Annotated in this window: 17 protein-coding genes, 1 tRNA gene and 1 pseudogene; 15 read left to right on the top strand and 4 right to left on the bottom strand. The window is 62.9% G+C overall.

The features are described 5' to 3' along the window. The 10 genes and pseudogenes from B2W22_RS23725 to rpoC form a co-directional block, all read left to right on the top strand. Positions 1 to 133: pseudogene (locus B2W22_RS23725) on the top strand (elongation factor Tu); the annotation flags it as partial. A gap of 117 nt (positions 134 to 250) precedes the next feature. Further along, positions 251 to 326: transfer RNA gene (locus tag B2W22_RS23720), tRNA-Trp, on the top strand. 64 nt (positions 327 to 390) lie between these two features. Next, positions 391 to 771 (top strand): preprotein translocase subunit SecE, encoded by a 381-nt coding sequence (secE, locus tag B2W22_RS23715; RefSeq protein ID WP_046806052.1) that lies wholly within the window; start codon positions 391 to 393, stop codon positions 769 to 771. Positions 772 to 780: 9 nt separating this feature from the next. Next, entirely contained in the window at positions 781 to 1,314 is a 534-nt protein-coding gene (nusG, locus tag B2W22_RS23710; RefSeq protein WP_006389586.1) for a transcription termination/antitermination protein NusG, read from the top strand. 63 nt (positions 1,315 to 1,377) lie between these two features. Further along, positions 1,378 to 1,809: a 50S ribosomal protein L11 gene (gene rplK / locus B2W22_RS23705; protein ID WP_056320728.1), complete on the top strand. Its 432-nt coding sequence runs from the start codon at positions 1,378 to 1,380 to the stop codon at positions 1,807 to 1,809. A 2-nt stretch (positions 1,810 to 1,811) separates the two neighbouring features. Beyond that, complete coding sequence (gene rplA / locus B2W22_RS23700) at positions 1,812 to 2,513, top strand: 50S ribosomal protein L1 (protein WP_175124798.1); 702 nt, start codon at positions 1,812 to 1,814, stop codon at positions 2,511 to 2,513. 274 nt (positions 2,514 to 2,787) lie between these two features. After that, on the top strand, positions 2,788 to 3,312 hold the full coding sequence (gene rplJ, locus B2W22_RS23695; RefSeq protein WP_056320723.1) for a 50S ribosomal protein L10: 525 nt from the start codon (positions 2,788 to 2,790) through the stop codon (positions 3,310 to 3,312). Positions 3,313 to 3,393: 81 nt separating this feature from the next. After that, the gene (gene rplL, locus B2W22_RS23690; RefSeq protein ID WP_008157777.1) at positions 3,394 to 3,774 is read left to right on the top strand and encodes a 50S ribosomal protein L7/L12; all 381 of its coding nucleotides are present in this window, start codon (positions 3,394 to 3,396) and stop codon (positions 3,772 to 3,774) included. 161 nt (positions 3,775 to 3,935) lie between these two features. Beyond that, complete coding sequence (gene rpoB / locus B2W22_RS23685; RefSeq protein WP_175124797.1) at positions 3,936 to 8,048, top strand: DNA-directed RNA polymerase subunit beta; 4,113 nt, start codon at positions 3,936 to 3,938, stop codon at positions 8,046 to 8,048. Next, entirely contained in the window at positions 8,048 to 12,292 is a 4,245-nt protein-coding gene (gene rpoC, locus B2W22_RS23680) for a DNA-directed RNA polymerase subunit beta' (RefSeq protein ID WP_175124796.1), read from the top strand. Before rpoB ends, rpoC begins: the two co-directional genes overlap by 1 nt. Before the next feature lie 114 nt (positions 12,293 to 12,406). On the opposite strand, the gene B2W22_RS23675 is transcribed toward rpoC, so the two are convergent. Beyond that, on the bottom strand, positions 12,407 to 12,802 hold the full coding sequence (locus B2W22_RS23675) for a TssQ family T6SS-associated lipoprotein (protein WP_175124862.1): 396 nt from the start codon (positions 12,800 to 12,802) through the stop codon (positions 12,407 to 12,409). 155 nt (positions 12,803 to 12,957) lie between these two features. Between B2W22_RS23675 and B2W22_RS23670 the strand changes: the two genes are divergently transcribed. Further along, positions 12,958 to 14,238 (top strand): serine/threonine protein kinase, encoded by a 1,281-nt coding sequence (locus B2W22_RS23670; protein WP_175124861.1) that lies wholly within the window; start codon positions 12,958 to 12,960, stop codon positions 14,236 to 14,238. Between the two features lie 10 nt (positions 14,239 to 14,248). Here B2W22_RS23670 and B2W22_RS23665 read toward each other — a convergent pair whose 3' ends face one another. From B2W22_RS23665 to B2W22_RS23655, 3 genes are read right to left on the bottom strand one after another with little or no spacing between them, the layout of a single operon-like run. Continuing rightward, the gene (locus B2W22_RS23665; protein ID WP_286939741.1) at positions 14,249 to 16,552 is read right to left on the bottom strand and encodes a CHASE2 domain-containing protein; all 2,304 of its coding nucleotides are present in this window, start codon (positions 16,550 to 16,552) and stop codon (positions 14,249 to 14,251) included. 10 nt (positions 16,553 to 16,562) lie between these two features. Next, a complete protein-coding gene (locus B2W22_RS23660; protein ID WP_175124794.1) occupies positions 16,563 to 17,669 on the bottom strand; it encodes a FecR domain-containing protein in 1,107 nt (368 codons plus the stop codon). A 34-nt stretch (positions 17,670 to 17,703) separates the two neighbouring features. Beyond that, positions 17,704 to 18,420 carry a response regulator transcription factor gene (locus B2W22_RS23655; protein ID WP_175124793.1) on the bottom strand — a complete coding sequence of 239 codons (717 nt, stop codon included), beginning with the start codon at positions 18,418 to 18,420 and terminating at the stop codon, positions 17,704 to 17,706. A gap of 258 nt (positions 18,421 to 18,678) precedes the next feature. On the opposite strand from B2W22_RS23655, the gene B2W22_RS23650 reads away from it, so the two are divergent. From B2W22_RS23650 to fusA, 4 genes are all read left to right on the top strand, one after another. After that, positions 18,679 to 19,380 carry a response regulator transcription factor gene (locus B2W22_RS23650; RefSeq protein ID WP_175124792.1) on the top strand — a complete coding sequence of 234 codons (702 nt, stop codon included), beginning with the start codon at positions 18,679 to 18,681 and terminating at the stop codon, positions 19,378 to 19,380. A gap of 508 nt (positions 19,381 to 19,888) precedes the next feature. Next, positions 19,889 to 20,266 carry a 30S ribosomal protein S12 gene (gene rpsL, locus B2W22_RS23645; RefSeq protein ID WP_005017264.1) on the top strand — a complete coding sequence of 126 codons (378 nt, stop codon included), beginning with the start codon at positions 19,889 to 19,891 and terminating at the stop codon, positions 20,264 to 20,266. Between the two features lie 166 nt (positions 20,267 to 20,432). Continuing rightward, complete coding sequence (rpsG, locus tag B2W22_RS23640; RefSeq protein WP_006389600.1) at positions 20,433 to 20,903, top strand: 30S ribosomal protein S7; 471 nt, start codon at positions 20,433 to 20,435, stop codon at positions 20,901 to 20,903. 18 nt (positions 20,904 to 20,921) lie between these two features. After that, positions 20,922 to 23,024, top strand: a complete 2,103-nt coding sequence (fusA, locus tag B2W22_RS23635; protein WP_175124791.1) for an elongation factor G — start codon at positions 20,922 to 20,924, stop codon at positions 23,022 to 23,024. Positions 23,025 to 23,121 lie beyond the last annotated feature (97 nt).

Below are 23,121 nucleotides of genomic sequence, written 5' to 3'. Positions count from 1 at the left end.
TCTGCCGGGCGACAACGTGACGATGACCGTCAAGCTGCTGGCCCCGATCGCCATGGAAGAAGGTCTGCGTTTCGCCATCCGTGAAGGCGGTCGTACCGTCGGCGCCGGCGTCGTCGCCAAGATCCTGAAGTAAGCAATACCCGGATGGGTAGGGTGGGCATTCATGCCCCTCTATCCATCTTTGCTGTAAAAGTAGTACTATGTATGGTTCCGCGAGCCGATGCAGGCGGAACAAGAGTTTGATGTGTTTAGGGGCATAGCTCAATTGGCAGAGCGTCGGTCTCCAAAACCGAAGGTTGTAGGTTCGATTCCTACTGCCCCTGCCACCGCCAGGATAAACCCGCGGGAGATCATCGCGAGTTACGCATTCACGGCGGCTCGCGTCGCAATATGTCTAATACCAGCGTTGAAACCGTAACCAGTACCGCCGACCGGGTCAAGCTCGGGCTGGCGGTTCTCGTCGTTATTGCTGGCATCGTCGGGTTTTCCGTGCTTAGCGCACAGCCGATGCCCGCTCGTATCGGTGTGTTCGTCGGCGGCCTCGTGATCGCAGCTGCGATCGCCTGGTTCAGCGAACCCGGTCGCCGTACCCTGAGCTTTGCCAGCGAGTCCTACAACGAAGTCAAGCGTGTCGCGTGGCCCACTCGCAAGGAAACGACCCAGATGACGGGCATCGTTTTTGCGTTTGTCGCGGTCATGGGCATTTTCATGTGGGTGCTCGACAAGGGCATCGAATGGATTCTCTACGGCCTGCTGCTGGGCTGGAAATAAGGACGGCAAATGAGTAAGCGTTGGTATGTCGTCCATGTGTACTCCGGCATGGAAAAAAGCGTACACAAGGCCCTGAACGAGCGCATCGAGCGCGCGGGCCTGCAAACGTCTTTTGGCCGCATTCTTGTGCCCTCCGAAGAAGTCGTCGAGGTCAAGGGTGGTCAGAAGTCGATCACCGAGCGCCGTATTTTCCCCGGTTACGTCCTGGTTGAAATGGACCTGACCGACGAAACGTGGCACCTGGTCAAGAACACCAACCGAGTCACCGGCTTTTTGGGCGGCTCGGGCAATCGTCCGACCCCGATTTCCGAAAAGGAAGTCGAAAAGATCCTCTCCCAGATGGAAGAGGGCGTCGAGAAACCCCGCCCCAAGATCCTGTTCGAAGTGGGCGAGATGGTTCGGGTCAAGGAAGGTCCGTTTGCAGACTTCAACGGCAACGTCGAAGAAGTCAACTACGAAAAGAGCAAGGTCCGTGTGTCCGTCACCATTTTTGGTCGCGCCACGCCCGTCGAGCTCGATTTCAGCCAGGTCGAAAAGACCTGAATTTAACCCCCGGGGAGCCCTGTCCGCACAGGCCAGGGCGATATAACCCGCAAGGAGCAAAGCATGGCGAAGAAGATCGTCGGCTTTATCAAGCTGCAAGTGCCGGCTGGTAAGGCTAACCCCTCCCCCCCGATTGGCCCGGCTCTGGGTCAGCGTGGCCTGAACATCATGGAATTCTGCAAGGCGTTCAACGCCAAGACCCAAGGCATGGAGCCTGGTCTGCCGATTCCGGTGGTGATCACCGCCTTCGCGGACAAGAGCTTCACCTTCATCATGAAGACCCCGCCCGCGACGGTCCTCATCAAGAAGGCCGCTGGCGTGCAAAAGGGTTCGCCCAAGCCGCATACCGACAAGGTCGGCACGCTGACGCGCGCACAAGCTGAAGAAATCGCCAAGGCCAAGGGTCCCGACCTGACCGCCGCCGATCTGGAAGCCGCAGTGCGCACGATCGCTGGCAGCGCCCGCAGCATGGGCATCACGGTTGAGGGGATCTAATCATGGCAAAGTTGTCCAAGCGCGCCGCCGCTATTGCACAAAAGATCGACCGCACCAAGCTGTACCCGGTCGCTGAAGCCCTGACCCTGGTCAAGGAAACCGCCGTCGCCAAGTTCAATGAATCCATTGACGTGGCCGTGCAACTCGGCATCGACCCGAAGAAGTCGGACCAACTGGTCCGCGGTTCGGTCGTGCTGCCCGCCGGCACCGGCAAGTCGGTTCGCGTCGCCGTGTTCGCCCAAGGCGACAAGGCTGAAGCCGCCAAGGCTGCTGGCGCTGACATCGTTGGTCTGGACGACCTGGCTGACAGCATCAAAGCCGGTCAAATGGACTTTGACGTCGTCATCGCCTCGCCCGACACGATGCGTGTCGTCGGCGCCCTGGGTCAGATCCTGGGCCCGCGCGGCCTGATGCCGAACCCGAAGGTCGGCACCGTGACCCCCGACGTCGCAACCGCTGTGAAGAACGCCAAGGCCGGTCAGGTTCAGTACCGTACCGACAAGGCTGGCATCATCCACGCAACGATCGGCCGTGCGTCGTTCGGCGTGGACCAGCTGCAAACCAACCTGGCCGCTCTGGTCGACGCCCTGCAAAAGGCGCGTCCCGCAGCTGCCAAGGGCATTTACCTGCGCAAGCTCGCCGTTTCGTCCACGATGGGCGGCGGTGCGCGTGTGGAAATTGCCTCGCTGTCGGCTTCCAACTAAGCCAACAGCAGTAAACGTACTTTGGGCTGCATCCGGACCCCTCCGGATGTTGCTGTCAAAGACCGCTGGAGCAGGGCAGTGGAAGGGATTCTTCCTTCCGCAAGGAAAGCAGCATCGCCGCTGCCCCGCTTAATCCCGGAGCTCGCATAGTCCGGATCCAGCGTAGACGGCGTCCCCAGGAAGATTTCTTTACCCGAAGAACTCGTCCAGGCGCCGCATTCGGTTGACGCGCAAGGCTCCGGCCCCAGGCGTCTTTTGATGGAGTGTTCAAACCGTGAGTCTCAATCGTCAAGAGAAAGCGGTGGTAATCGAGGAAGTCTCGGCGGAAGTCGCCAAGGCCCAATCGATTGTTATCGCTGAGTACCGTGGTCTGGACGTCGCCTCTGTCACCGTACTGCGCAAAACTGCGCGTGAATCGGGCGTGTATCTGCGTGTTCTGAAGAACTCGCTGGCCCGTCGTGCTGTTGCCGGCACGGCTTTCGAGCCGTTGGCTGAGCAACTGACCGGTCCGCTGATCTATGGCATCAGCACCGATCCGGTCGCGGCGGCCAAGGTCATCGCTGGCTTCGCGAAAAGCAACGACAAGCTGGTCATCAAGGCGGGCGCTCTGCCCAACAACTTGCTGAACCAAGAAGGTGTGAAGGCTCTGGCCACCATGCCCTCGCGCGAAGAGTTGCTGTCGAAGCTGCTTGGCACCATGCAAGCCCCCATCGCGCAATTCGTGCGTACGCTCAACGAAGTTCCGACCAAGTTCGCCCGTGGCCTCGCTGCCGTGCGCGACCAGAAGGCAGCGGCCTAATCGCCCTGCTGTCCGGAATTCGCTGAACGACGAAGCGACACCCAAACCCTGGCATTACCAAAATATTTGGAGTTCTGAAAAATGGCACTTAACAAAGCTGAAATCCTTGACGCCATCGCTGGCATGACCGTGCTCGAGCTGTCCGAGCTGATCAAGGAAATGGAAGAGAAGTTCGGCGTGTCGGCTGCTGCCGCTGCCGTCGCTGTTGCTGCTCCCGCCGCTGGTGGCGCTGCCGCCGCTGCTGAAGAGCAAACCGAGTTCACCGTCGTCCTGCAAGAAGCCGGCGCGAACAAGGTCAGCGTCATCAAGGCCGTGCGCGAGCTGACCGGTCTGGGTCTGAAGGAAGCCAAGGACCTGGTCGACGGCGCTCCGAAGCCCGTCAAGGAAGCTGTGGCCAAGGCTGACGCCGAAGCCGCCAAGAAGAAGCTGGAAGAAGCTGGCGCCAAGGTCGAAGTCAAGTAAGACCTGCGTCAACTGCCCGGGGACAGCACAGTTTGCAGTCCCCGGGCTTTTGCGTTTCCAGGAAACCCCTACTGAGGGTATGCCCATTCAGTGGGGTTTCCTGGAGTCGTATCACCTGGGGCCGTGGTTGACGGCCCATGCAACCTCGAGTCGGAGTGCTCATGCCTTACTCGTACACCGAAAAAAAGCGCATCCGCAAAAGCTTCGCCAAGCGTGAAGACGTTCAAAACGTTCCCTTCCTTTTGGCGACTCAGCTTCAATCCTACCTAACTTTCCTGCAGGCGGATACCGCCCCGTCCGAACGCGTAGCCGACGGTTTGCAGGCGGCGTTCTCGTCGATTTTCCCGATCGTTAGTCACAACGGTATGGCGCGCTTGGAGTTCGTGAGCTACGTGCTCGGCGAACCGGTGTTCGATGTCAAGGAATGTCAGCAACGTGGCCTGACCTATGCCTCGCCCCTGCGAGCCAAGGTCCGCCTGGTGCTGCTTGACCGCGAAGTCAGCAAGCCCACCGTGAAGGAAGTGAAGGAACAGGAAGTCTACATGGGCGAAATTCCGCTCATGACGGGCACGGGTTCCTTCGTCATCAACGGCACGGAGCGTGTCATCGTTTCGCAGCTGCACCGTTCGCCGGGCGTGTTCTTCGAACACGACCGCGGCAAGACGCACAGCTCGGGCAAGCTCCTGTTCTCGGCCCGCGTGATTCCTTACCGCGGCTCGTGGCTGGACTTCGAATTCGACCCGAAGGACGTCCTGTTCTTCCGCGTCGACCGCCGTCGCAAGATGCCTGTCACGATCCTGTGCAAGGCCATCGGCATGACGCCGGAATCCATCCTGGCCAACTTCTTCGACTTCGACAACTTCGAACTGAAGAGCGAAGGCGCGATGATGGAATTCGTGCCTGAGCGCTGGAAGGGCGAAATGGCCCGTTTCGACATCGCCGACCGTTCGGGCAAGGTGATCGTCGAAAAAGACAAGCGCATCAACGCCAAGCACCTGCGCGACCTGGCTGCCGGCGGCATCCAGCGCATCTCCGTGCCGGAAGATTTCCTGTACGGCCGCGTGCTGGCCAAGAACATCGTCGATGAAGACACCGGCGAAGTCATCGCCAACGCCAACGACGAGATCACGGAAAGCGTGCTGGGCGCCTTGCGCGCCGCCAATGTGCACGATTTCCAGGCGCTGTACACCAACGACCTGGACCGCGGTCCCTACATCTCGCAAACGCTGCGTACCGATGAAACCGCCGACCAGATGGCCGCGCGCGTTGCCATCTACCGCATGATGCGTCCTGGCGAGCCGCCCACCGAGGAAGCGGTGGAAGCGCTGTTCCAGCGTCTGTTCTACAGCGAAGAGACGTACGACCTGTCGCGCGTCGGCCGCATGAAGGTCAACAGCCGTCTGGGCCGTGGTGAAGACATCACCGGCCCGATGACGCTGACCAACGAAGACATCCTTGAAACCATCAAGGTGCTGGTTGAGCTGCGTAATGGCCGTGGCCAGATCGATGACATCGATCACTTGGGCAATCGCCGCGTGCGTTGCGTGGGCGAACTGGCCGAAAACCAGTTCCGCGCCGGTCTCGTGCGCGTCGAGCGCGCCGTCAAGGAACGTCTGGGCCAGGCCGAGACGGAAAACCTGATGCCGCACGACCTGATCAACTCCAAGCCGATCTCGGCTGCCATCAAGGAGTTCTTCGGTTCGAGCCAGCTCTCGCAGTTCATGGACCAGACCAACCCGCTGTCGGAAATCACGCACAAGCGTCGTGTTTCCGCACTGGGCCCGGGCGGTCTGACCCGCGAGCGCGCCGGCTTTGAAGTCCGCGACGTGCACCCGACCCACTACGGCCGCGTCTGCCCGATCGAAACGCCGGAAGGCCCGAACATCGGTCTGATCAACTCCATGGCGCTGTACGCTCGCTTGAACGAGTACGGCTTCCTGGAAACGCCTTACCGCAAGATTGTCGACGGCCGCGTCAGCGACCAGATCGACTACCTGTCGGCCATCGAAGAAAGCCACTACGTCATCGCGCAGGCCAACGCCGCGCTCGACGAAGAAGGCCGTTTCGTTGACGACCTGGTCGCCTGCCGTGAAGCTGGCGAAACGATGCTGACCGCCCCGGCCAACGTGCACTACATGGACGTTGCTCCGTCGCAGATCGTGTCGGTCGCTGCCTCGCTGATTCCGTTCCTCGAGCACGACGACGCGAACCGCGCACTGATGGGCGCCAACATGCAACGTCAGGCCGTGCCTTGCCTGCGCCCGGAAAAGCCGGTCGTGGGTACGGGTATCGAGCGCACCGTGGCCGTTGACTCGGGCACCACCGTGCAGGCGCTGCGTGGCGGTCTGGTCGACCACGTCGACGCCGAGCGCGTCGTGATTCGCGTGAACGACGAAGAAAACGTCGCCGGCGAAGTGGGCGTCGACATCTACAACCTGATCAAGTACACGCGTTCCAACCAGAACACGAACATCAACCAGCGTCCGATCGTCAAGCGTGGCGACCGCGTTGCCAAGGGCGACGTGCTGGCTGACGGCGCATCGACCGACCTGGGCGAACTCGCCCTGGGTCAGAACATGCTGATCGCGTTCATGCCCTGGAACGGCTACAACTTCGAAGACTCGATCCTGATCTCCGAAAAGGTCGTGGCGGATGACCGCTACACCTCGGTGCACATCGAGGAACTGACGGTTGTGGCCCGCGACACGAAGCTCGGACCGGAAGAAATCACCCGCGACATCAGCAACCTGGCTGAAACGCAGTTGAACCGTCTGGACGATTCCGGCATCACGTACATCGGCGCCGAAGTCAGCGCCGACGACGTGCTGGTCGGCAAGGTCACGCCCAAGGGCGAAACCCAGCTGACGCCGGAAGAAAAGCTGCTGCGCGCCATCTTCGGTGAAAAGGCGTCCGACGTTAAGGACACCTCGCTGCGCGTGCCTTCGGGCATGACCGGCACCGTGATCGACGTGCAGGTGTTCACGCGTGAAGGCATCGTGCGCGACAAGCGCGCCCAGTCCATCATCGACGATGAACTGCGCCGCTATCGCCAGGACCTGAACGACCAGCTGCGCATCGTTGAAAACGACCAGTTCGACCGTATCGAAAAGATGCTGGTCAACAAGACCGTCAACGGCGGCCCGCGCAAGCTGGCAAAGGGCGCGACGATCACCAAGGCCTACCTGGCCGACCTGGATCGCTGGCAGTGGTTCGACATCCGTCTGGCCGATGAGCCGCACGCTGTCGTGCTGGAACAGGCCAAGGAATCGCTCGAGCAGAAGCGTCACCAGTTCGATCTGGCCTTCGAAGAGAAGCGCAAGAAGCTGACGCAAGGCGACGAGCTGCCCCCGGGCGTGCTGAAGATGATCAAGGTCTACCTGGCCGTGAAGCGTCGTCTGCAGCCTGGCGACAAGATGGCCGGCCGTCACGGCAACAAGGGTGTGGTCTCGCGCATCACCCCGGTGGAAGACATGCCCCACATGGCTGACGGCACGCCGGCCGACATCGTTCTGAACCCGCTGGGCGTGCCCTCGCGGATGAACGTCGGCCAGGTGCTGGAAGTTCACTTGGGCTGGGCTGCCAAGGGTGTTGGCCATCGCATCGCCGACATGCTGCGTGACGAGCGCACGGCGCAGGTCAAGAACGTCCGCGCTTATCTGGACAAGGTCTACAACACGACCGGCTCCGGCGCGCGCATCGACGAACTGACCGATGACGAAGTCATGGAAATGGCCCAGAACCTCAAGAACGGCGTGCCGTTCGCGACGCCCGTCTTCGACGGCGCGACCGAAGAGGAAATCACCAAGATGCTGGAACTGGCCTATCCGGACGACGTCGCCGAGCGCATGGCGCTGACGCCTTCGCGTACGCAGGCATGGCTGTTCGACGGCCGCACGGGCGAGCAATTCGAGCGCCCCGTGACTGTCGGCTACATGCACTACCTGAAGCTGCACCACTTGGTCGACGACAAGATGCACGCCCGTTCCACCGGCCCGTACTCGCTCGTGACCCAGCAGCCGCTGGGCGGCAAGGCGCAGTTCGGCGGCCAGCGTTTCGGGGAAATGGAAGTGTGGGCGCTGGAAGCATACGGCGCCGCCTACACCCTGCAGGAAATGCTGACGGTGAAGTCGGACGACATCAACGGTCGTACCAAGGTTTACGAGAACATCGTCAAGGGCGACCACGTGATCGACGCCGGCATGCCGGAATCGTTCAACGTTCTGGTCAAGGAAATCCGCTCGTTGGCCCTGGACATGGATTTGGAGCGTAACTAATGAAAGCGCTACTCGACCTCTTTAAGCAAGTCTCTCAAGACGAGCAGTTTGATGCCATCAAGATCGGCATCGCCTCGCCCGAGAAGATCCGTTCGTGGTCCTACGGCGAAGTCCGCAAGCCCGAGACGATCAACTACCGCACGTTCAAGCCCGAGCGTGACGGCCTGTTCTGCTCCAAGATCTTTGGCCCGATCAAAGACTACGAGTGCCTGTGCGGCAAGTACAAGCGCCTGAAGCACCGTGGCGTGATCTGCGAAAAGTGCGGCGTTGAAGTCACCGTCGCCAAGGTTCGCCGTGAACGCATGGGCCACATCGAGCTGGCCAGCCCCGTCGCGCACATCTGGTTCCTGAAGAGCCTGCCGTCGCGTCTGGGCATGGTGCTCGACATGACCCTGCGCGACATCGAACGCGTGCTGTACTTCGAAGCCTGGTGCGTGATCGAACCCGGCATGACGCCGCTCAAGCGCGGCCAGATCATGTCGGACGACGATTTCCTGGCCAAGACCGAGGAATACGGCGACGACTTCCGTGCCCTGATGGGCGCCGAAGCCGTGCGCGAACTGCTGCGCACCATCGACATCGACCGCGAAGTGGAAACGCTGCGCGGCGAACTGAAGGCCACCAGCTCGGAAGCCAAGATCAAGAAGATCTCCAAGCGCCTGAAGGTGCTGGAAGGCTTCCAGAAGTCCGGCATCAAGGCCGAGTGGATGGTCATGGAAGTGCTGCCCGTGCTGCCGCCGGACCTGCGTCCGCTGGTGCCGCTGGACGGCGGCCGCTTCGCGACCTCCGACCTGAACGACCTGTACCGCCGCGTCATCAACCGCAACAACCGTCTGAAGCGTCTGCTCGAGCTCAAGGCGCCTGAAATCATCCTGCGCAACGAAAAGCGCATGCTGCAGGAAGCGGTCGACTCGCTGCTGGACAACGGCCGCCGAGGCAAGGCCATGACGGGCGCCAACAAGCGCCAGCTCAAGTCCCTGGCCGACATGATCAAGGGCAAGAGCGGTCGTTTCCGTCAGAACCTGCTGGGCAAGCGCGTCGACTACTCGGGCCGTTCGGTCATCGTGGTGGGTCCGCAGCTCAAGCTGCATCAGTGCGGTCTGCCCAAGCTGATGGCCCTGGAACTGTTCAAGCCGTTCATCTTCAATCGTCTGGAGATGATGGGCCTGGCCACGACCATCAAGGCTGCCAAGAAACTGGTCGAAAGCCAGGAACCGGTGGTCTGGGACATCCTGGAAGAAGTCATCCGCGAACACCCGGTCATGCTGAACCGTGCGCCGACGCTGCACCGTCTTGGCATCCAGGCGTTCGAGCCGGTGCTGATCGAAGGCAAGGCGATCCAGTTGCACCCGCTGGTTTGCGCGGCGTTCAACGCCGACTTCGACGGTGACCAGATGGCCGTTCACGTGCCGCTGTCGCTGGAAGCCCAGCTGGAAGCGCGTACGCTGATGCTCGCGTCCAACAACGTGCTGTTCCCGGCCAACGGCGAACCGTCGATCGTGCCGTCGCAGGACATCGTGCTGGGTCTGTACTACACGACCCGCGAGCGCATCAACGGCCGTGGCGAAGGCATCTTCTTCATGGACGTCGCTGAAGTCCAGCGCGCCTACGACAACAACGAAGTCGAGCTGCAAAGCCGCATCACCGTGCGCCTGAAGGAACACGAGCGCGACGAGAACGGCGAATGGCAACCGGTCATCCGCCGTCACGAGACGACGGTCGGCCGCGCGCTGCTGTCCGAGATCCTGCCCAAGGGCCTGCCCTTCACCGTCCTGAACAAGGCGCTGAAGAAGAAGGAAATCTCGCGTCTGATCAACCAGTCGTTCCGCCGCTGCGGCCTGCGCGACACGGTGATCTTCGCCGACAAGCTGATGCAGTCGGGCTTCCGCCTGGCCACGCGCGGCGGTATCTCGATCGCCATGGGCGACATGCTGATCCCGACCGCCAAGGAAGGCATCCTGGCCGAAGCCAGCCGCGAAGTGAAGGAAATCGACAAGCAGTACTCGTCGGGTCTGGTCACGTCCCAAGAGCGCTACAACAACGTTGTGGACATCTGGGGCAAGGCTGGCGACAAGGTCGGCAAGGCGATGATGGAACAACTGGCCACCGAGCCCGTGACCAACCGTCACGGCGAGGAAGTGCGCCAGGAGTCCTTCAACTCCATCTACATGATGGCTGACTCGGGCGCCCGCGGTTCGGCTGCCCAGATCCGCCAGCTGGCCGGTATGCGCGGCCTGATGGCCAAGCCGGACGGCTCGATTATCGAGACGCCCATTACCGCAAACTTCCGTGAAGGCCTGAACGTACTCCAGTACTTCATCTCCACTCACGGTGCGCGTAAGGGTCTGGCCGATACGGCACTGAAGACCGCGAACTCGGGTTACCTGACCCGTCGTCTGGTCGACGTGACGCAGGATCTGGTCATTACCGAAGACGACTGCGGCACGTCGCAGGGCTACAACATGAAGGCCCTGGTCGAAGGCGGTGAAGTCATCGAACCGCTGCGCGACCGTATCCTCGGCCGCGTCGCTGCCGTGGACATCGTCAACCCGGACACGCAGGAAACGGCCATCGTCGCCGGCACCCTGCTGGACGAAGATCTGGTCGACACCATCGACCGCATCGGCGTGGACGAAGTCAAGGTCCGCACGCCGCTGACCTGCGAAACGCGTCATGGTCTGTGCGCGCACTGCTACGGCCGCGACCTGGGTCGTGGTTCGCCGGTCAACCAGGGCGAGGCAGTTGGCGTTATCGCTGCCCAGTCCATCGGTGAACCGGGCACGCAGCTCACGATGCGTACGTTCCACATCGGTGGCGCGGCGTCGCGTTCGGCCCTGGCCAGCGCGGTGGAAACCAAGTCGACCGGTACCGTCGGTTTTGCCAGCACGATGCGCTACGTCACGAACGCCAAGGGCGAACGTGTCGCGATCTCGCGCTCGGGCGAACTGGCGATCTTCGACGACAACGGCCGCGAACGCGAACGTCACAAGATCCCGTACGGCGCGACCGTGCTGGTGGGCGATGGCGAGGCCGTGAAGGCCGGCGCGCGCCTGGCAACGTGGGATCCGCTGACCCGTCCGATCGTGTCGGAATACGGCGGCGCCGTCCGCTTCGAGAACATCGAAGAAGGCGTGACCGTTGCCAAGCAGGTGGACGAAGTCACCGGCCTGTCGACGCTCGTCGTCATCACGCCGAAGACCCGTGGCGGCAAGATCGTCATGCGTCCGCAGATCAAGCTGGTCAACGAGAACGGCGAAGACGTCAAGATCGCCGGCACCGATCACTCGGTGAACATCTCGTTCCCGGTGGGTGCGCTGATCACGGTGCGTGACGGCCAGCAGGTTGCCGTGGGTGAGGTTCTGGCGCGTATTCCGCAAGAATCGCAAAAGACCCGCGACATTACCGGCGGTCTGCCGCGTGTGGCCGAACTGTTCGAAGCCCGTTCGCCGAAGGACGCCGGCATGCTCGCCGACGTCACCGGTACGGTTTCGTTCGGCAAGGACACCAAGGGCAAGCAGCGTCTGGTCATCACCGACCTGGAAGGCGTGAGCCACGAGTTCCTGATTCCGAAGGAAAAGCAGGTGCTGGTGCACGACGGCCAGGTGGTGAACAAGGGCGAAATGATCGTGGACGGCCCGGCCGATCCCCACGACATCCTGCGCCTGCAAGGCATCGAGAAGCTGGCGACGTACATCGTCGACGAAGTGCAGGACGTTTACCGTCTGCAGGGCGTGAAGATCAACGACAAGCACATCGAAGTGATTGTTCGTCAGATGCTGCGCCGTGTGAACATCGTTGACGCGGGCGACACCGAGTTCATCCCGGGCGAGCAGGTCGAGCGCTCCGAGCTGTTGAACGAAAACGACCGCGTCACGGCTGCCGACCTGCGTCCGGCTACGTACGACAACGTGCTGCTGGGTATCACGAAGGCCTCGCTGTCGACCGACTCGTTCATCTCGGCCGCTTCGTTCCAGGAGACCACCCGTGTCCTGACCGAAGCCGCCATCATGGGCAAGCGCGACGACCTGCGTGGCTTGAAGGAAAACGTCATCGTCGGCCGCCTCATCCCGGCGGGTACCGGCCTGGCTTACCACCATGCACGCCGCGACAAGGAACAGCTGGAGGCGGCGGAACGCGAAGCCGCTCGCCAGCAGGCCAACCCGTTCGAAGACGCACCGGTCACGGTGGGTTCGGACGCCGAGACGCCTGCTTCCGACGTGGGTACCGACGACGCCGCCGAATAAGCGGATCGTCCGGACAGGTTCCACCGCGAGGCTGCGGTGGAAGCCTGAAAATAAAAAGGCCGCTGATGCGAATCAGCGGCCTTTTTTCTTGCGAAAAGAACGGGTGCGGCAGGACTACTTGGCGGCCTGTGCGCGGGCGCGCTGGAAGACCGGTCCCCAGACCGGATGACCGGCTTCGGCGGGGGCGAGTTCAAACGCCGGATCCAGCACCAGGATACGCGCGAAGCTGTCCTCGCAAAGCTGGGTATAACGCGTCACGCAATAGCTGAACGCCTGAAGCTTGTAGGCCTCTATGCGTACTGCTTTGGACGAGGTGGCCAGGGTATCGGACCGGGCAACGCCGCGGATGACTTCGCCATATTGACCGGCGCTGTATTGGTCGCGCACCTGCTGCAGCTCGGCCAGGGCTTCGGCCGTCGGAGGGCTCTCGGGTTTCGGTTTGGAGATGCCCGCGCAACCGGCCAGGAGGGCCGATACGCCAAGCAGACTGCTCAGGATGCGAATTTTCATGGCTTCTAAAGATGTAGGGTGATGACGCAGTACGCTATCGTGCCACAGCCTGATGCGCTCGGACATTTTCGGCAATGTCCTGACCTTGCGGATTGGATAATATTCCGCCTAAATAGCCCCTGAACCCGTTTTGGCGCGCACGCGCAGCTTCGATGATGTCTACTCCCGCCGGCTTGTTGACGCCGCGTGGCCCCTTTTCCGGCGCCGCGCCGTTGGCCCTGCGCCCGTTGAGCGCCATTGCCGCCAGCGCGGCAGGCGGGGTGCCGGAGTCGCGCATCAAGCGGCTTCTCTCGGACCTTCTGCCGTCTCTCGTCGCACTGCATGCGCAGGGCGAAATCTGTGGCGACATTTCGCTCGAAACCGTCGGCATGGACGAGAACGCGCGCGCGCATCTGCTGCCCGAACTGGCGGTGGCGCGGTCGCGCCGTTCCAGCCGGACGCCGGCCGCCGGCTTCGCGCCGTTCGAGCTGTACACCGACTCAATGGAATGGCCGCGCGGCCCCTGGTCGGACATCTACTCCCTGTGCGCGGTGGCGTACGCCCTGGTGATCGGCAGCCGGCCGCCGCCGGCGCCGGAACGCCGCGCCCACGACGAATACGAAGCGCTGGCGGACATGGGGCTGCCCAAGTACAGCCAGGAATTCCTGCGTGTCATCGATGCCGGCATGTCGATGGACACCAAGGCGCGGCCGCAGTCGTTGGCTGAGCTGGCCAGCCTGCTGGGCGTTGCGGCCTACGACGAACCCGAAGCGCCCGAAGACGAATTGGACGAAGTGGCCAAGGTCGCGCCCATGGCGGGTTTACCGGAACGGCGCGAGCCCGCCCGCCGGCGGGGACCGTTGCTGTTCTGGCTGTTGATCCTGGCGCTCATCGGCGCAGGCGTATACGCGTGGTTTCAGTGGGGCAAGGGCACGCCCAACGCCCTCATCACGCGCTCGGAAGTCGTGCAGCCGAATCCGCCCGTCGTGCATCCGTTGCCGCAGACCCCGCCGCCCGCGCCACCGCCGGCGCCAGCGACCACTCAGGCGCCTGCGGATCTGCCGTCGTTGACGGCCAGCGGCGCCGCATCCGGCCAGCCAGCCGCCGCCGGGTCTGCCGCGACGGCCGCCGCGTCATCCGCGGGGGCGCAGTCAAATCCGGCGAGTACCGCCGAGGCGCCGCCAACCCCCGAAGTGCAGGAACCGGCGCCGCCCGCCGCCACTGAAGAGGCGCCCAAGCCCAAGCCCGTGCCGGTCACCGTGCGGCTGGACATCCGTCCATGGGGTGAAGTCTGGATCAACGGCGTGGCGCGCGGCATCAGCCCGCCCGTGAAGGACCTCAAGCTGATTCCGGGCAAGTACCAGGTGGTCGTGCGCAACGCCGACCTGCCGCCGTTGCGCATGACGCTTGAGGTCAAGCCGGGCAAGCCGGCGGTCATCTCGCACACCTTCCAGTAAATAAGGCGGTCTACACCTTCGGCAGGTGCAGGATGAACTCTGAGCCGACGCCCGGTTCACTCTGCACCTCGATGCGCCCGCCATGCCGTTTGGCTACGGTGTGCACGAAAGCCAGTCCCAATCCGGCACCGCCCACATCCCCCCGCGTTTCAACGCCCACCCGCGCAAACGGTTCGAACAACCGGGCTACGTCCTGGGCCGCGATTCCCTGGCCTTGATCCTTGATGCGCACGCGCCAGAAGCCGGGCTGTTCATCAATGCCGCATTCGATGCGCGTGCCGCTGGCGCTGTACTTGATGGCGTTGTCGACCAGGTTGCAGAGCGCGCGTATCAGCAGCGTCTGTTCGCCGCGGGTGTAGGCAACCGGCAGCGGCATCCGGGTCTCCAATGCGATGCCGCGTTTGTTGGCAGACGGCCAGAGATCGTCGACGGCGTCCTGCAGCAAACTGCCCAGATCCAGCTCGATGGTGCTGATCGGCATCGATTCGGCACGTGTCAGATGCACGAAGTCATCGACCAGCGTGAGCGTGCGGTTGGCCAGCATCGCAATGCGCTCGAGCGTGTCGGGCCGCACTTCCTGCTGCCCGCCTTCCCGCGATAGCTCCACCAACGCAAGAATCGAGCTTTGCGGCGCGCGCATGTCGTGCGAGATGAAGCGCAGCGTTTCTTCGCGTTGCCGCTCGGCCTGGCGAATGCTTGAGATGTCGGTCAGCGTGGCGACCGTGCCTGCGAACTGGCCCTCGGCCGTGTGGATGGGGGCGCATTTCAGGATCAGGTCGCGGCCGGCGCGGTCGCGCACTTCGACGTCCGCGCTCCAAGGCGAGGCGGCGTCGGCGGGCGGACGGCCGCTTAGGGCCTCTGCCACGCGTGTCCGCGCCGCCTCGTCGGCGAGGGTATGTTCCAGCAGGTGCGCCGCCGGCCGGCCGATCCGAGGCGGACGGATGCCAAGCCGCTGGAAGAACAGGATGGCGGCCTGGTTGCGGAATCGCATGCGGCCTTCCTGGTCGAACACCAGCGTCGCATCCGGCATGCCGTCCAGCCCGTCAGCCAGGAACCGCCGCAGGTTGCGCACTCGCGCCAGCGCACGCCGAAGTTCGCCGACCCGGCTCTCCAGCGACGCATTCGGATTGGCAAGCTGCACGCGGGCTTCGTTCAGGATCGGGGGGTATTCGCGCTGCAGGCGCTGCAGTTCCGTATCCATATAGCGCAGCGCGGCTTCCTGATTGCGCCAGCTCCAGAGCGGATAGCACAAGGCCACGCCCGCCAACGCTGCGGTCGGTGCGAACCACAGATAGGCCTGGGCAAGCAGCAGCCACGATGCAAGCGGGATGGCGGCAAGCAGCGCAAGGCTGACCAGCAGCGCCTTCTTGGGCGACAGGCGCCACAAGGCCAAGCTGGCGAGCAACACCGGCAACAGCGCGAAAAGCGCGCTCCACCCGGCCGGTGGCCGCTGGAAGGCGATGTCGTCCCGCGCGGCCTGCAGAACGTTGGCGATGATCTCCACGCCCGATATGCCGCTGACGTCGTGCGACACCGGCGTCGGATACTCGTCGCCCAGGCCCGTCGCCCAGGCGCCCACCAGCACATACTTGCCGCGCAGCTCATCGGGCGTCCAATCGCCCCGCAGCACCGAAAGATAGGAGACGGTCCGCACGTGGCCGGGCGGGCCTGCATACGGGATCAGGATCCGTCCGTCGGCGTTGGCACGCTTGAGCAACCGTTGGGCGCGATCAGCTTCGCCGCCGACCTCGAGCATCGAGATGGCCAGATGATTTCTGCGGTCGCCGGCAAATTGCGCGGTGAGGGCGGCTTCGCGCACGACGCCGTCCGGGTCGATGACTGCATTGATGAAGCCGGTGGAGGCCGATGCCTGCGCCAATTCGGGGATCGGCAGGCCGATGGCCGTCGGGCTTCTCAGCCGGTCCAGGACCACGGGCAGCACGGTGTGCGCGTTGCGCCGGATGCTGTCCGCCAGGATGGCGTCGTCTGCGGCATTGATCTTGTCTGGCTCGGCAAAGATGAGATCCACCCCCACAGCCCGCGCGCCCGCCAGCCGGTCGAGCAAGGCCGCGTGGATGGCGCGCCGCCACGGCCAGCGTCCCAGCGCGTCGATGCTCGCGTCGTCGATCGCCACGACCAGGATGTCCGGATCAGCCGGACGGCCCGTCATCACCACCGCGCGGTCGTAGAAGACCTGATCAAGACGGCCGAGCCCATTGAAAGTGCCCAGGAAAGCGGCCAGCGCCGCCAACGCCAACGTCAGCCACAATCCGGACCGCCAGGACCGGTCGAGCGAGTCGGCGGGGGCGGCCATGGCGTCTGTCCTAGTACGCGGTCAGCGTCACCAGCCCGCCAGAGCCGCTGCCAACGCCAAGGCCGTACGACGTCATCAACATGTTCGCGCCCTCGAAGGATCGGACCGAATCCGCCCCGTGCAGGCCAAGGGCATCGACGGCGCGCACCGACACGTAGAACGTGCCGGGGCCCGGCGCGGAAAAGCGGATGTCGTTGGCGGGAAAGCTGGCGGACGACACGGGCAGCGCGCCATCGGCATCGCGCGAGACGCGAACCAGATAGCTTTGCGCCCCTTCGACCGGCGCAAACGGCACTGACCACGTGCCGCCGGCGCGTACCGGATCGCCCAATTGTGGCGCGGCGAGCAGCGGACGCAGGGCGGACATGGCGCCGTCGGCGCCCACCGCGGCCCCGTAACCTTGCGCCACCGCGACCGGCTTGGCGGGCGAATCGCCGGGCGCGTGCGCCTGCAAGCGCACGCTGCCCTCCAGGACTTCGCTATGGACGCCTTGCGCGCTGCTCTGCACGCGGAATCGCGTGCCGCGCACGCCCGTCACGGCGACCGGCGTGCGGATCTCGAAACGGCCCACACCCTGGCCCGCTGGCGCGACGCTGGATTCCACGCTGCCGCGCCGCACATTGATCACCGAATCCGTCAGCGCAGTGCCTTCAAACTGGCGCAGGCGTGTGAGGTCCACCGCGCCGTTGGACGGCAACGTGAGCCGCGATCCGTCGGCAAGCTGCAGGGTGACGAAACCGTTGGGGGCGGTTTCCAGCGTACTGCCTTCGGACACCGGCGTTCCGGGCTGCACGGACTTGCCATTCAGGCTGGCCTGACCGCTGACGTGCACGACCTGCGCCTGCGCGTCGCGCACCGGAATCATCGCCAGCGGGATGTGCAGTTCCAACCCGATGGGCAGCAATTCCGGGGTCACGACCTTGTTGAGCGTCTGCAACCGGTTCCAGTTGGCCTGGTTGCGTGTGTACTGCGTGGCCAGTTCGATCAGCGTCTCGCCCTGGCGCACGCGATGGATGAAGTCGTCGCCCAATGCGCCGGCGGGCTGGCTGTGCGCGGGGGCGGCCAGCGTCATGCAGGAAGCCAGGACAAGCAGAGAAAGCGCGCGGAAGCGGCTCATGGCAAACGATTCTCCAGGGATTCGGGCGACGCCGTTACGGCGAGAGGTTCTGGCCGTCGTCGGACGGGCTGACCAGTTCGAGCCGGTAGCCAAGCGCATAAGAGGAGGTCAGGCGCACGCCGTGCTGCGGACGGAGCTGCAGCTTCTGCCGGATGTTCGATAGGTGCGTATCCAACGTGCGCGAGGTGGCGGGGATTTCGCGGTTCCAGACGCACTCGGCGAGCACGTCGCGCGACATGAGCCGGCCGACATTGCGAAAGAACAGCAGCGCCAGCTCGAATTCCTTCGGGGCCAGCGAAATCGCGACGTCGTCCAGCGAAATGGCGCGCGCCGCGGGGTCGACCCGATACCGCGCGACTTCAATGGTCTGGTCGACGGGCTCGGCGATCTGGCTGCGGCGCAACAGCGCCGCGACCCGTGCCAGCAGCTCCAGCGGACGCATCGGCTTGACGATGTAGTCGTCCGCGCCTGCACGCAGGCCTTCGACCAGATCATCCTCGGCCGACCGGTTGGTCAGGAAAATCACGGGAATGCGCGCGCCGATGTGTGTGCGCAGCCAGCGGACGACGTCGTCGCCGTCGATGTCGGGCAGGTGCCAGTCCAGCAGCACCAGGTCATACGTTTCAGTGCGAAGGGCGGCGAGCAGATCCCGGCTCTGGTGATAGCTGGTGCAAGCATAGCCGGCGGCGGTCAGAACTTGCTGGATGCGCCGAGCCTGGTCCAGGTCGTCTTCCAGCGACGCGATTTTCATTAGACGAGTTCTCGCGAAAGTTGGCTGCGCAGGCGCGCGTGTGGCGACCTAGCAAAACGAAGGGGGGATTTATGTAAACGAATGATAACTCGGGAAAACCCTTCCGCGGCTACGTTATGGCAAGAACTGTCAAACATTGCAAAGTTGACGAATCTTGACTGGAGTTGTTGCATAGGGCGACGCCAAACTGTTCCAACGATGTCACCAGCCGCGACACAGCAGGCGGTGCAAGGGGAGGGAATGCAGACCGGAACAGATATGAATCAATTGCGCATACTTGTGATGTCACCGGACGAAACCGTGCGCGGTTCGTCCGTGTCCACGCTGTTGCAGGCCGGCATCTCGGCCCGCGGATGCTCGACCTCGTTGGAATTGTTCGGCCTGCTCAGCAGCGGCCACCACGACGCCGTGGTTCTGGACATCGGCGCGTCGGGCGAAATCGGTTACGCCCTCATTGCGCGGCTGCATGGCTCCGCACCGCTGGGCATCGTGGTTGTCGGCAAGGGCATGCCCGTGGACAGCCGCCTGCGCTGCCTGCAGAGCGGCGCCGATGCCTGCCTGCCCGATCCCCAGGATCCTCGTGAACTCGTCTGCATCTTGCTGGCGCTGGCGCGCCGCCTGCCGGCGGCCGCCGATCCCGCCGAGCCGCAGGACGCGGGCAACGGCCGCTGGGAGCTCCACGACCAGGGCTGGACGCTGGCCGCCCCGAATGGCGTCACGCTGTCGCTGTCCGCCAACGAGCGCCTCATCGTTCGCGCCCTGCTGAACGTGGCGGGAAAGGCGGTCGACCGCGAAGCCCTGGGGAACGAATTGCAGGTGGAAGGGGGCGCTGCACGAGCCAGCAGCGCGCGCAGCATCGACGTTATCGTCAGCCGGCTGCGGCGCAAGGCCGAACAGGCAGGCGTGGTGTTGCCGATCCGCACGGTATACGGCAGCGGCTATCTTTTTACAGACCGCTAAACGCGCACGCTGTACACTTCGCGGAGCCATGCCGGAGGGCAGGGATTGCCCCGATAGGGCGTCACGGCCGGCCGCACTTGCCGGTCCTCGATCTGCCCGCTACGTGGCCCCAATTTTCGCCAGCGGCGCTCAAGTGCCCCGCTTTTCGCGCCAACTCGCCGCTGCGCGACACTTACAAAAAACTTTGACAGTAGCCCTTGATCTCAGTTATGCTAAAGGGCTTACTGCTTTATTTCGCGCGCAAAATCCGCACGCTCAGGCAGACAGTTCAGGATCAAGGCCCAAAGGCGCGTCACGAACCTTTGTCCTTGGCCCAGCTAGCACCAACTGTTTTTCTGACTGCACCCGATTTTGTGCGTTTGTCATGGTTTGTTGGCAAGCCCGCTCTTTTACGTATTTGAACGTTTGAGGCGGTTTTGCGCGAACTGCCTTCTCCGAAAGCTCACCCGCTCCAGGAGACGAGTACGTAAGTACTTACCAGTGGTACGTAAAAGGGATTTCAAAGGTCATGCCTACCATTAGCCAACTCGTGCGCAAGCCGCGCGAAGTCAGCATCATCAAAAGCAAGAGCCCCGCGCTCGAAAACTGCCCGCAACGCCGCGGCGTGTGCACTCGCGTGTACACCACCACCCCCAAGAAGCCGAACTCCGCTCTGCGTAAGGTTGCCAAAGTGCGTCTGACCAACGGTTACGAAGTCATTTCGTACATCGGCGGTGAAGGCCACAACCTGCAAGAGCACTCGGTGGTTCTGGTGCGTGGCGGCCGTGTGAAGGACTTGCCCGGTGTGCGTTATCACATCGTGCGCGGTTCCCTTGACCTGCAAGGCGTCAAGGACCGTAAGCAAGCCCGCTCGAAGTACGGCGCCAAGCGCCCGAAGAAGGCTTAATAGCAAGTCGGCAGTACCCCCACGTGACGGAAGTCCGTCACCCGGGAAGTGCGACCGCGCCGTCCAGATGATGGGAAGGTGCGCGGCACGTAAGGGGTCGTCCCAATGGACGGCCATGGCCGTGTAATGAAACACGGTTCAACTGAACAGACACAAGGAAGCAACAATGCCCCGTCGTCGCGAAGTACCCAAGCGCGAGATTCTGCCCGATCCCAAGTTCGGCAGCGTCGAGCTCGCCAAGTTCATGAACGTCGTCATGCTGGACGGCAAGAAGGCCGTCGCCGAGCGCATCGTTTACGGCGCCCTCGAGCAAGTCGCCACCAAGACCGGCAAAGAGCCGATCGAGGTTTTCAGCCTGGCGATCAACAACATCAAGCCGATCGTCGAAGTCAAGAGCCGCCGCGTTGGCGGTGCCAACTACCAAGTGCCGGTTGAAGTGCGCCCCGTGCGCCGCCTGGCCCTGGCTATGCGTTGGCTCCGTGAAGCCGCCAAGAAGCGTGGCGAGAAGTCGATGGATCTGCGTCTTGCTGGCGAACTGATCGACGCCTCCGAAGGTCGTGGCGCCGCGATGAAGAAGCGCGAAGACACGCACAAGATGGCAGAGGCCAACAAGGCCTTCAGCCATTTCCGCTGGTAATTTAAGGACTAATCCACCATGGCCCGCAAAACCCCGATCGAGCGCTATCGCAACATTGGCATCTCTGCGCACATCGATGCAGGGAAGACCACCACGACCGAACGTATCCTGTTCTACACCGGCGTCAATCACAAGATTGGCGAAGTGCATGATGGCGCAGCCACCATGGACTGGATGGAGCAAGAGCAAGAGCGTGGCATCACCATTACGTCGGCTGCTACGACGGCGTTTTGGCGTGGCATGGCCGGCAACTACCCCGAGCACCGCATCAACATCATCGACACCCCGGGACACGTGGACTTCACCATCGAGGTGGAACGTTCCATGCGCGTCCTGGACGGTGCTTGCATGGTCTACTGCGCGGTGGGCGGTGTTCAGCCCCAGTCCGAAACCGTGTGGCGTCAAGCCAACAAGTACGGCGTGCCGCGTCTGGCCTTCGTCAACAAGATGGACCGCACCGGCGCCAACTTCTTCAAGGTCTATGACCAGCTGAAGAACCGCCTGCGCGCCAATCCCGTGCCGATCGTCATTCCCATCGGCGCCGAAGACACGTTCCAAGGCGTGGTCGACCTGGTCAAGATGAAGGCGATCATTTGGGACGAAGCCAGCCAAGGCACCAAGTTCGACTACAAGGACGTTCCGGCCGAGCTGGAAGGTCTGGCGAACGAATGGCGTGAAAAGCTGGTTGAAGCCGCCGCTGAGTCGTCGGAAGAGCTGATGAACAAGTACCTGGAAACGGGTTCCTTGGAAGAAGCCGAAATCAACCTGGCCATCCGTCAACGCACCATCGCTGGCGAAATCCAGCCGATGCTGTGCGGCACCGCCTTCAAGAACAAGGGCGTGCAGCGCATGCTGGACGCGGTCATCGACTACCTGCCTTCGCCCGTGGACATCCCCCCGGTCGACGGTCAGGACGACGATGGCAACGCGATCAAGCGCAATGCCGACGACACCGAGAAGTTCTCGGCCCTGGCATTCAAGCTGATGAGCGATCCGTTCGTGGGTCAATTGACCTTCGTGCGTGTGTACTCGGGCGTCCTGAAGTCGGGCGATACGGTCTACAACCCCATCAAGGGCAAGAAGGAACGTATCGGCCGCATTCTGCAGATGCACGCGAACAACCGCGAAGAAATCAAGGAAGTGTTGGCAGGCGACATCGCCGCCGTGGTCGGCCTGAAGGACGTGACCACCGGCGAAACGCTGTGCGACATCGACTCCCACATCCTGCTCGAACGCATGATTTTCCCGGAGCCCGTGATTTCGCAGGCCGTCGAACCCAAGTCGAAGGCTGACCAGGAAAAGATGGGTCTGGCGCTGTCGCGTCTGGCTCAGGAAGATCCGTCGTTCCGCGTGCGCAGCGACGAAGAATCCGGCCAAACCATCATTTCCGGCATGGGCGAGCTCCACCTGGAAATTCTGGTCGACCGCATGAAGCGCGAATTCGGCGTGGAAGCCAACGTCGGCAAGCCGCAAGTGGCCTACCGCGAAACCATCCGCAAGGTCTGCGAAGAAGTCGAAGGCAAGTTCGTCAAGCAGTCGGGCGGTCGTGGTCAGTACGGTCACGTTGTCCTGAAGGTCGAGCCCCTGGCTCCTGGGGGCGGCTACGAATTCGTGGACGCCATCAAGGGCGGTGTGGTTCCTCGCGAATACATCCCCGCCGTGGACAAGGGCATCCAGGAAACGCTGCCTTCGGGCATCCTGGCCGGCTACCCGGTCGTGGACGTCAAGGTCACGCTGTTCTTCGGTTCGTACCACGACGTCGACTCGAACGAAAACGCGTTCAAGATGGCCGGTTCGATGGCATTCAAGGAAGGCATGCGCAAGGCTAGCCCCGTGCTGCTGGAACCGATGATGGCCGTCGAAGTCGAAACGCCGGAAGACTACGCTGGCACCGTGATGGGCGATCTGTCCTCGCGTCGCGGCATGGTCCAAGGCATGGACGACATGGTTGGCGGTGGCAAGACCATCAAGGCTGAAGTGCCCCTGGCCGAGATGTTCGGTTACGCCACGAACCTGCGTTCGCTGACGCAAGGCCGTGCTACGTACACGATGGAATTCAAGCATTACTCCGAGGCTCCCAAGAACGTCGCTGACGAAGTCATCGCCGCTCGGGCCAAGTAAATAACCCTTGCCGGGTCCGTCCATCCGGACGGCCCCGGCAGAAATCAAGTTTCCTTGAAAGTCAAAGGATAGAGATCATGGCAAAAGGCAAGTTTGA

This window comes from Achromobacter sp. UBA4530 (assembly GCF_002388205.1).
Classification (GTDB): Bacteria; Pseudomonadota; Gammaproteobacteria; order Burkholderiales; family Burkholderiaceae_B; genus Achromobacter; species Achromobacter animicus.
The sequence above is the reverse complement of the archived record's forward strand: the minus strand, read 5'-3'. Positions and strand labels throughout refer to the sequence as shown.

Excerpts from the sequence above, each read along its gene's own strand:
- secE (WP_046806052.1), top strand. The coding sequence starts at position 391 with ATGTCTAATACCAGCGTTGAAACCGTAACCAGTACCGCCGACCGGGTC.
- nusG (WP_006389586.1), top strand. The coding sequence starts at position 781 with ATGAGTAAGCGTTGGTATGTCGTCCATGTGTACTCCGGCATGGAAAAA.
- rplK (WP_056320728.1), top strand. The coding sequence starts at position 1,378 with ATGGCGAAGAAGATCGTCGGCTTTATCAAGCTGCAAGTGCCGGCTGGT.
- rplA (WP_175124798.1), top strand. The coding sequence starts at position 1,812 with ATGGCAAAGTTGTCCAAGCGCGCCGCCGCTATTGCACAAAAGATCGAC.
- rplL (WP_008157777.1), top strand. The coding sequence starts at position 3,394 with ATGGCACTTAACAAAGCTGAAATCCTTGACGCCATCGCTGGCATGACC.
- rpoB (WP_175124797.1), top strand. The coding sequence starts at position 3,936 with ATGCCTTACTCGTACACCGAAAAAAAGCGCATCCGCAAAAGCTTCGCC.
- rpoC (WP_175124796.1), top strand. The coding sequence starts at position 8,048 with ATGAAAGCGCTACTCGACCTCTTTAAGCAAGTCTCTCAAGACGAGCAG.
- B2W22_RS23675 (WP_175124862.1), bottom strand. The coding sequence starts at position 12,802 with ATGAAAATTCGCATCCTGAGCAGTCTGCTTGGCGTATCGGCCCTCCTG.
- B2W22_RS23670 (WP_175124861.1), top strand. The coding sequence starts at position 12,958 with ATGTCTACTCCCGCCGGCTTGTTGACGCCGCGTGGCCCCTTTTCCGGC.
- B2W22_RS23665 (WP_286939741.1), bottom strand. The coding sequence starts at position 16,552 with ATGGCCGCCCCCGCCGACTCGCTCGACCGGTCCTGGCGGTCCGGATTG.
- B2W22_RS23660 (WP_175124794.1), bottom strand. The coding sequence starts at position 17,669 with ATGAGCCGCTTCCGCGCGCTTTCTCTGCTTGTCCTGGCTTCCTGCATG.
- B2W22_RS23655 (WP_175124793.1), bottom strand. The coding sequence starts at position 18,420 with ATGAAAATCGCGTCGCTGGAAGACGACCTGGACCAGGCTCGGCGCATC.
- B2W22_RS23650 (WP_175124792.1), top strand. The coding sequence starts at position 18,679 with ATGAATCAATTGCGCATACTTGTGATGTCACCGGACGAAACCGTGCGC.
- rpsL (WP_005017264.1), top strand. The coding sequence starts at position 19,889 with ATGCCTACCATTAGCCAACTCGTGCGCAAGCCGCGCGAAGTCAGCATC.
- rpsG (WP_006389600.1), top strand. The coding sequence starts at position 20,433 with ATGCCCCGTCGTCGCGAAGTACCCAAGCGCGAGATTCTGCCCGATCCC.
- fusA (WP_175124791.1), top strand. The coding sequence starts at position 20,922 with ATGGCCCGCAAAACCCCGATCGAGCGCTATCGCAACATTGGCATCTCT.